Origin of the sequence: Glycomyces dulcitolivorans (genome assembly GCF_003265355.1) — a bacterium.
In the GTDB taxonomy this organism is placed as follows: Bacteria; Actinomycetota; Actinomycetes; order Mycobacteriales; family Micromonosporaceae; genus Glycomyces; species Glycomyces dulcitolivorans.
The window spans coordinates 1-6,940 of the sequence record NZ_QFRW01000209.1 but is presented as its reverse complement, the minus strand read 5'-3'; the positions used below and the strand labels follow the sequence as shown (position 1 = coordinate 6,940).

At 70.7% G+C, this 6,940-nt stretch carries 8 protein-coding genes; 2 read left to right on the top strand and 6 right to left on the bottom strand.

All coding sequences use genetic code 11. From position 1 onward, the window contains the following. Positions 1-36 precede the first annotated feature (36 nt). Positions 37-531, bottom strand: coding sequence for a hypothetical protein (locus DI269_RS14705; protein ID WP_112137076.1), 495 nt, complete (start codon positions 529-531; stop codon positions 37-39). A gap of 95 nt (positions 532-626) precedes the next feature. Then, positions 627-1,277 (bottom strand): HAD-IA family hydrolase, encoded by a 651-nt coding sequence (locus DI269_RS14700; protein ID WP_198667445.1) that lies wholly within the window; start codon positions 1,275-1,277, stop codon positions 627-629. A 143-nt stretch (positions 1,278-1,420) separates the two neighbouring features. Between DI269_RS14700 and DI269_RS14695 the strand changes: the two genes are divergently transcribed. Together DI269_RS14695 and DI269_RS14690 are read left to right on the top strand one after the other, a co-directional pair. Continuing rightward, the gene (locus tag DI269_RS14695; RefSeq protein ID WP_112137074.1) at positions 1,421-1,951 is read left to right on the top strand and encodes a GNAT family N-acetyltransferase; all 531 of its coding nucleotides are present in this window, start codon (positions 1,421-1,423) and stop codon (positions 1,949-1,951) included. Positions 1,952-1,964: 13 nt separating this feature from the next. Next, on the top strand, positions 1,965-2,732 hold the full coding sequence (locus tag DI269_RS14690; RefSeq protein WP_112137072.1) for a class I SAM-dependent methyltransferase: 768 nt from the start codon (positions 1,965-1,967) through the stop codon (positions 2,730-2,732). Between the two features lie 195 nt (positions 2,733-2,927). On the opposite strand, the gene DI269_RS14685 is transcribed toward DI269_RS14690, so the two are convergent. Genes DI269_RS14685 through DI269_RS14670 form a run of 4 tightly spaced genes read right to left on the bottom strand, consistent with a single transcriptional unit; the run spans position 2,928 to position 6,553 of the window. Further along, positions 2,928-3,602 carry a response regulator gene (locus tag DI269_RS14685; RefSeq protein ID WP_112137070.1) on the bottom strand — a complete coding sequence of 225 codons (675 nt, stop codon included), beginning with the start codon at positions 3,600-3,602 and terminating at the stop codon, positions 2,928-2,930. Beyond that, complete coding sequence (locus DI269_RS14680) at positions 3,599-4,807, bottom strand: sensor histidine kinase (RefSeq protein ID WP_112137068.1); 1,209 nt, start codon at positions 4,805-4,807, stop codon at positions 3,599-3,601. The genes DI269_RS14685 and DI269_RS14680 overlap by 4 nt, the downstream gene beginning before the upstream one ends. 10 nt (positions 4,808-4,817) lie before the next feature. After that, positions 4,818-5,636 carry an ABC transporter permease gene (locus DI269_RS14675; RefSeq protein WP_112137066.1) on the bottom strand — a complete coding sequence of 273 codons (819 nt, stop codon included), beginning with the start codon at positions 5,634-5,636 and terminating at the stop codon, positions 4,818-4,820. Further along, positions 5,636-6,553: an ATP-binding cassette domain-containing protein gene (locus DI269_RS14670; protein WP_112137064.1), complete on the bottom strand. Its 918-nt coding sequence runs from the start codon at positions 6,551-6,553 to the stop codon at positions 5,636-5,638. The genes DI269_RS14675 and DI269_RS14670 overlap by 1 nt, the downstream gene beginning before the upstream one ends. Positions 6,554-6,940 lie beyond the last annotated feature (387 nt).

The window sequence follows — 6,940 nt, the reverse complement described above, 5'->3', positions numbered from 1 at the left end:
GACCGCGAACGCGGTCGGCGGCCCTTCAACGTCTGATCAGCCCTTGGCGGGCCGGATGTGCTCGGTGATCCACGCGTCGAGCTGCGCCAGGTCGGAGCAGGCTTCGATCTCTTCGCGCCGCTCCGCGCTCACCGGCCCCTCGGCCTCGAGCATCCGGATCAGGATCGCCCTCGACTGGCGAATCGCGCCTTGGTCGAGCAGCTCGTCGGTGTACTCGGAGTGGTAGAGACGGGCTCCGGTCTTCATGAGTGCCTCCAGCAACGTCGCAGGCTCCTTAGCCAAAGTAGTGAGCAGGTACTTCGCGAAATCAGCGGCTCGGCCTGGATCTTCGATGCTACCGAGGAACTTGAGCAGAACGACGCCGTCGGCCCTGCGCTCGGTCGGGCCCGGAGACCCGACCGAGCCGGTGCGGGTCTCTGCGGCGACGCACGTCGCGCCCCGCTTGCCACCGGCGCGGCCGAGCAGCCACGCCACCGAATCCGGTTCGTCCTGGACCAGTTTCACGAGGATCTCGTGGAACTCTCCTGGCATTGACTCCTCTTTTCAAATCGGGGGATTCACCCGAAAGAACGAGGCGTTCGCGAGACGGTCACGGCTTTGTCGGATTGCCGACAGTCGTTGCGGGGCTAGGGGAGCTGCACCGACAGAGTCGGGCCGTCCCAGGTGACGCGGACGCCCGACAGGTCGGGGACGCGGGGGAGTCCCGCGGCGGCCTCGCCCTGGTAGCCGCCGACGACGACGGTCGAGGCGCCGGCCTCCGTCGCGGAAGTGAGCCCGGCGGGGGCGTCCTCGAAGGCGACCGCGTCGGCGGCGTCGAAGCCGAGTGCGCGGGCCGCGAGCATGTACGGCTGGGGGTGCGGTTTGCCCTTGGTGACGTCGTCGGCGGCGACGAGGACCTTGGGGAGGGGGATGCCGACCGCCGCGAGGCGCTTGAGGGTCAGGGCGCGGGTCGCGGAGGTGACGACGGCCCAGCGGGACCGGTCGAGGGACTCCAGGAGGGCGGCCGCGCCCGGGATTTCGCTGATCCCGTCGGTGCGGTCGATCTCCTCGGCCTCGATGCGGTCGGTCTCGGCGACCACGTCCACGCCTTGCGGCGCGAAGTCGGCGACCACCTCGATCGTCGGGCGCCCGTGCGCCACCGCCAGGATCGCGCCCGCGTCCAGGCCGTGCCGGTCGGCGAACCGGCCCCACGCCCGCTCCACCGACGCCGTCGAGTCCACCAGCGTCCCGTCCATGTCGAACAGCAGCAGCGAAGCCGCCAGTACCGAACCGGTCATCCCGAACCTCCCTAGAACCGACCCGCAACGGTACCAACGGAAGATGACGGCCGCGCTACATTCCCCGCGCACGGCCGAGAACAGCCGGTGCGCGGCCGCGAATGCGGTTGCAGGACGATTGCCGGTCCTTTACCGTCGAAACCGTGCCAGAACTGATCGACCCGACCGCACGCCTGGCCCCGTCCTTCACCGAGGCGCTGCGCGAGTTCACCGCCGAGGACCCCGATGTCGCACACTCGTGGACCGGGATGGTCATCGACCGGTTCCAGCGCGCCGGACCCGACTGGGTCGCCGCCTACGTCGAGGCCGAGCTCGGCTGGCGGACCGTTCCTCCCGCGGGCTTCGTCCCGGTCACGACGCTGTGGTGGGCCGACGGCGAGACCTACCTCGGGCGCATCTCCATCCGCCACTTCCTGAACGACGCGCTCATCGAGATCGGCGGCCACATCGGGTACGACGTGCGGCCGTCCGCGCGCCGCCGCGGCCACTCGACCGCGATGCTCGCCGCCGCCCTGCCGCGCGCCGCCGCGCTCGGCATCGACAAGGCCCTCATCACCTGCGACGAGTCGAACATCGCCTCCCGCAAGGTGATCGAACGCAACGGCGGGGTACTCGAAGACCGGCGCGGCACCACGCTGCGCTTCTGGGCGCCGACCGCGCCCGCCCAGGACTGAACGAGGGGACACCGTGGGACTCCAGCGCGTCGACTACGACCGGACCCAGCACGCCGGATACGCCAAGGGCCGCAGGCTCCTTCCATCGAGCCGCCGCAACTGGAGCAGGGCCTTCCGCGGCCTCGCCGGGGACCGGCCGATCGCGCGCGTCGCCGACGTCGGCTCCGGCACCGGCCGGTTCACCCCCGTCCTCGCCGAGGAGTTCGCGGCCGAGGCCGTCGGGGTCGAGCCGTCGGCGCGGATGCGGGAGGTCGCCTGCGCCGAGTCGGCCCACCCGCTCGTCACCTACGTCGCAGGCAGCGCCGCCGACCTGCCGCTGGACGACGCGAGCGCCGACCTCGCGCTCATGTTCCTGGTGTGGCACCACGTGCCCGACCGGCCCGCCGCGGCCCGCGAACTCGCCCGGGTCCTCGCGCCCGGCGCGCGGCTGCTCATCGCGACGACCCTCGCCGACCGCCTCAAGGACCTGCTGCTGTACCGGTACTTCCCTCGCACCAGGGCCATCGACGCCGAGGTCTTCCCGACCTTCGCGGAGACCGTCGACGTCTTCGCCGAGGCCGGGTACGCGCACTCCGGGCTCGTCGAGGTCCACCACCGCTCCGCCGACAGCCTCGCCGAGTACACCGGGCGCCAGCGCCTGCGCGCCCTGTCGGTCTACGAGCACCTCACCGACGACGAGTACCGGGACGGCCTGGCCGCCATGGAGGCCGACGTCGCCGCGGAGACGGACCCGCGGCCGGTTGAGTCCGAATGCGACCTGCTCGCGTTCACGCGGTTGTGAACCACACGGGTGCCATGTGACATGTGATATGGCACCGGGATTTTGGGCCCCCGCTGCAACCCTGCCCCATGGGTACGACAGTCACCGCCGGTGGCAGGCCAGGGCGGCGGTGAGAGTGCGGGTGAGCGTGGAAGCGGGAACGAGGGGTCGAAACAGGGGCTGGAGCAGTGAAGAAGTGGGGAGGAAACGGGGGCGTCAGCGGCTGTCGGGGGAGACCAGGCCGGTGTTGTAGGCGAAGATGACCGCCTGGACCCGGTCGCGGGCGCCGATCTTCGCGAGGATGCGGCCGACGTGGGTTTTCACGGTCGACTCGGCCAGGTGGAACCGTTCGGCGATCTCGGTGTTGTTCCAGCCCTTGCCGATCGCAGTCAGGACCTCGCGCTCGCGCTCGGTGAGGACGTCGAGCTGGGCGGCCGCGGCCTTCGCCTCGTCCTCGCCGTCGACCGGGAACTGGTCGGCGAACCGGTCCAGGAGCCGGCGGGTGAGCTTCGGGGCGACCACGGCGTCGCCGGCGGCGACCACGCGGATGCCCGCGAGCAGTTCTTCGGGCTGGGCGTCCTTGACCAGGAACCCGCTCGCGCCCGCCCGCAGCGCCGCGTACGCGTACTCGTCGAGGTCGAACGTCGTCAGCACCAGGACCCGGCTGCGCCCGCCCGCGGCGATGATCCGCCGGGTCGCCTCGATCCCGTCGACGCCGGGCATGCGCACGTCCATGAGGACCACGTCGGGGCCGAGCTCGGTCGCGCGGCGCACCGCGTCGGCCCCGTTCTCGGCCTCGCCGAGCACCACCAGGTCCGGCTGGCTCTCCACGAGCATCCGGAACCCCATGCGCTGCAAGGGGTGGTCGTCAACGATGAGCAGGGTGGTCACCGGCGCTCCTTCCCGTCCGCGGGCATCCACAAGGCGACGCGCCAACCGCCGCGCGCCTCGGGCCCGGCCACCATTGTGCCGCCGAACGCCGCCGCCCGCTCGGCCAGCCCCGCCAGGCCCCGCGACGTGCCCGCCTCGTCGACCCGGTTCCCCGTGTTCGACACCGTCACCGCCAGGCCCTCGTCCCGGTACGCCAGGGACACCTCGGCGTTCCTGGGCCCGGTCGCGTGCTTGAGGACGTTCGTCAGCGACTCCTGCACCGTCCGGTACACCGCCAGCTGCTGGTTCTCCGACAGCTCCCACCGCTCGCCCGACGTCAGGAGCGTCACCGGCAGCCCCGCCTCCCGGACCCGCTCGATCAAAGCGTCCATGTCGGACAGTCCCGGCTGGGGGGCCAGCTCGATCTCCTGCGGGTCCTCGGCCTTCAGCACCGACAGGACCCGCCGCAGCTCGCCCAGGGCCTCCCGGCTGGTGCGCCCGATCGTCACCAGGGCCTCCTTCGCCTTGTCCGGCGAGGCGGCCGCGGCATAGGCGCCGCCGTCGGCGAGCGCGTTGATCACCGCCAGGTTGTGCCCGATGATGTCGTGCATCTCCCGCGCGATCCGGTTGCGCTCGTCCGAGACCGCCTCGCGCGTCGCCTGGTCGCGCTGCGAGCTCTGGAAGTCCCGCCGCGTGCGCACCAGCATCCCGATCGCCACCACGAACCCGAAGTAGACCGCCGTCGACACGAAGAACCCGACGAAGCTCGCGATTGAGAAATGGTGGTTCACCAGCCAGTCCACCAGCGACGGCGCCAGCGACACCAGCGCCGCCCACCACAGCAGCCGCAGCGGCCGGCGCAGTACGATGTTGTACAGCACCACCGTGAACGCCAGCGCCGCCGCGCCGTCGACGACGCCCGAACCGTTCCCCGACAGCGCCAGTGGGATCGTGATGCACAACGGCACGAACTGGCTCAGCAGCACCGCGAACGGGTACCGGCGCCGCCAGATCGTCGGCACCAGGAACAGGGCCGCGGCCACGATCTGCGCGACCGGATGCCGGAACTCCACCTGGGCGATCACCGCCCCGATCGCGCCGATGCACCCGAAGAACACGTACAGGAAGATCGGGAAGAGATTCCAAAGCAGCGGGTGCCGGGAGTCGAACTCCGACACCCGCTGCCACAGCCCGCGCTTGCGGGACACGTTCACGGACTGCGCCACAACGCGATTGTCACACGTCCCGGCGCTTGAGCAGCACCGCCGCCAGCCCGTAGGCGACGACCAGCCAGATCCCCATCCACAGCCACGACTCGCCCAGCGTCAGCGTGCTCCCGGAGGTGTCGACCAGTGCGATCGTGTTGGGCACGTTGCCCGGCGCGTACGGCACCGCGTCACTGACCCACTCCCACGGCAGCAGCGTCGCCAGCTGCGGCAGGATCATGATCACGCCGACGTAGAAGCCGATCGAACCGGCCGAGTTCCGCAGGATCGCACCGATCGCGATCGCCAGCAGCGCCAGGTACACGATCATCGCCACGTACCCGAACATCGCCCGCAGCACGCCCTCGTCGCCCAGCGACACGTCGCCGATCTCGGTGCCCGACAGCAGCGCCTGCGACATGAAGAACGTCGCGAACACCATGACGGTGAACAGGACCGCCACGACCGCGCCGAACACCAGCGCCTTCGACCACAGCATGCCCAGGCGCTTCGGGGCCGCCGACAGCGTCGAGCGGATCGACCCGGTCGTGTACTCGCCGGTGATCGACAGGATGCCCAGCACCGCCACGAACACCGACGACAGCGACACGCCCGCCATCGCATAGCCCAGCGCCATGTCGGCGCCGCCCACCGCGGCCTCGTCCGGCACGTTCGCCGAGATCAACGCCCCCAGTCCGCCCGAGAACACGACCGCGCACAGCAGCACGATCCACGTCGAGCGCAGCGACCACAGCTTGGTCCACTCCGAACGCAGCTCACCGACGAAGGTGAGCCGGTACTGCTGCGGCGGCGAGTACGCCGGCCGCTCGGTCATCGCTGCGGCGGTCATCACTTGACCCCTTCCGTGGTCTGTCGGTACTCGACCGCGTCGGCGGTCAACTGCATGAACGCGTCCTCAAGGGAGCCGCGGTCGGTCCGCAGCTCGTGCAGGACCAGGCCGTGCGCGGCGGCCGTCTGGCCCACCACCGCGGCCTCCGTCCCGCTCACGTCCAGCACGCCCCGCTCGGGACTCGCGATCGTGATGCCCGGACCGGCCAGGTGCTCGGCCAGCCGCGCCGCATCGGGCGAGACGACGCGCACGCGCGACTTCCCGTTGCCGGACACGAAGTCGTCCACCGTGGTGTCGGCCAGGAGCCGGCCCTGCCCGATCACGATCAGGTGCTCGGCCGTCTGCGCCAGCTCGCTCATCAGGTGCGACGACAGGAACACCGTCCGCCCCTCGGCGGCCAGGCCCTTGAGCAGCAACCGGATCCACTTCACGCCGTCGGGGTCGAGCCCGTTCACCGGCTCGTCCAGGATCAGCACCGCCGGGTCGCCCAGCAGCGCCACCGCGATGCCCAGGCGCTGGCCCATGCCGAGGCTGAACCCGCCCACGCGCTTCCCGGCGACCTCGTGCAGGCCGACGAGGTCGATCACCTCGTGGACGCGCCGGGTCGGGATGCCATGCGTGCGGGCCAGCGCCAGCAGGTGCTTGTACGCACTGCGCCCGGCGTGCACCGACTTCGCCTCCAGGAGCGCGCCGACCTCCGTCAGCGGCGACCGGAACTCCGAGTAGTGCTTCCCGTTGACGCGGGCCAGACCCGCGGTCGGGGCGTCCAGGCCCACGATGGCGCGCATCGTGGTCGACTTCCCGGCGCCGTTCGGCCCCAGGAACCCGGTGACGACGCCGGGCTTGACGGCGAACGTCAGATCGTCCACGGCCGTCTTCTTGCCGTAGCGCTTCGTCAAGTGCTCGATCTCGATCATGCCCAGAACGCTACGGCCCGCAGGGCGCCCGTTCATCGGTTTCGGGAGCGATCTTCCGGGACGCGAGTGGTACCCGGGTACTACTACTCCAGGAGAAGAAAGCGCTGTCGCAGCTCCTCCCCGGTGAGGTCGCCGCAGTTGCATTCCGTGACGCACTCCTCAAGTGGCCCAGGCAACCATAAAAGCCCTGAGCGCCATGCACGGCGGACAAGCAACGCATACTCCTTCGACACCCCGCGAAACATCTTGACAGAGGACTAAATGGCAAAGATCCTTCACCCGTTGCGGTCCCGCCGCCGCAGAGCGGTCCTCGCCGGCGCCACCGCGCTGGCCGCCGCCGCGGCCGTCGGCACCGTCGCCTGGACGGCCGCCGCCCAGGAGCCCGCG